Genomic DNA, 1,255 nt, shown 5'->3' on the forward strand with positions numbered 1-1,255 from the left:
TCAGTGCTTTAGCCTTCAGGGCCTCGGCCCGGTCCATGGCGGTCGGCAGCTTGGTGACGTTGGTCATGGTCGATCCCTTCTCCTGGGTGAGTCCGTAGGTCCGCACGGCGAGCGGCGAGGGAGGCGGCGACGAGCACCGCCGCCGTGATCTCAATGGAGGGTGGCCGGCTGCGGCCCCAACGCGGCGATCGTCTCGTCCAGCGCCAGCCGCTCCGCCTCGGCGCGGGCGAATCCGCCCTCGAATTCCCGGATCGCGGCGCGTTCTTCGAAGTGGGCGAACCAGTCCTCACGATCGCGCTGAGCCTCAGCCTCAGCCTGTAACCCCGACTTCGAACGATCCGTTACACCGGCCGTATCACCATCGTCGGTGTAACGATCCAGGCCACCTTCTAATTTCGAGGGTGTTACAGGTGCTACGGTGTTACACCGCTGATTTGTTTGCGGTTTTTCTGAGCGCTCGAGGTGTAACCGGCGGTGTAACACGGCGTCCTCAGGCGGTGTCACGGCGGGTGTAACACCGGTAACACCGTTTTTTGCAGCCGAACGGGAAACGCTGATTTCCCGCAGCCGCTGGCGAAGCGCCTCACGCATCTGACCCTCCCTCGAAGATCGCTGGCGTGATGACGTAGACCCGGATCGGCTGAAGGCTGGCAGGCGTCCGCTCGACCCGCTGGAACTTCTTCCCGTCGTTCGTTGGCATCAGCATCTTATGCGTGGCGAGGATGCGAGCAGTCGCTACCGGATCGAGGCCAGCACAGATCTCCGAGCGCCACACCTCAGGCAACACAAGCCAGACACGCTCATCGCCATGGCCCTTGCGCCAGCCAACACGATTTGAGATCGGACGCGCATCGCTGTCGCCAATCATCTCGAACCGACTCTCGCCGTGCGCCTCAAAGAACCGGCGGACCTGGGCGATGGCTTCTCGTACCTCGGCCGGTTCGGTGCCACCACGCGAACCGATCCAGTCCGCGAGCGCCCGCGCCGCGGCGGCCTCGGCCTCACCTTCCTCCCACGGCACGATGTTGAAGGTGCGGGCCAACTCGCCCGCCGCACCAATCATGCCCAGCCGTGCGGCAGCCCGCCGAAGCCTCCCGTCGGCGTCGGCCGGCGCCGCCTCCAAAACGAAGCTATCCACGCGGTCGACGACGATGGCCCGGCCTTACTCCTGGCCCATGTCCATCAGATCGCGCACGAAGGCCAGGCCGGCCTCCCCGCAAGCCGACAGGGCGCCCTTCTGCAGGGCTCAGTCGGT

Annotated in this window: 2 protein-coding genes; both read right to left on the reverse strand. The window is 65.4% G+C overall.

All coding sequences use genetic code 11. The annotated features are described in order from the left end of the window. Positions 1 to 150: 150 nt before the first annotated feature. Positions 151 to 591, reverse strand: a complete 441-nt coding sequence (locus MKK75_RS06505) for a hypothetical protein (protein ID WP_244041796.1) — start codon at positions 589 to 591, stop codon at positions 151 to 153. Next, entirely contained in the window at positions 584 to 1,138 is a 555-nt protein-coding gene (locus MKK75_RS06510) for a hypothetical protein (protein ID WP_244041797.1), read from the reverse strand. The genes MKK75_RS06505 and MKK75_RS06510 overlap by 8 nt, the downstream gene beginning before the upstream one ends. Between the last annotated feature and the right edge of the window lie 117 nt (positions 1,139 to 1,255).

Source organism: Methylobacterium sp. J-030 (assembly GCF_022829545.1).
Taxonomy (GTDB): domain Bacteria; phylum Pseudomonadota; class Alphaproteobacteria; order Rhizobiales; family Beijerinckiaceae; genus Methylobacterium.

What these genes read in the sequence shown, in the direction of transcription:
- MKK75_RS06505 (WP_244041796.1), bottom strand. Translation starts at nt 591, where the DNA reads ATGCGTGAGGCGCTTCGCCAGCGGCTGCGGGAAATCAGCGTTTCCCGT.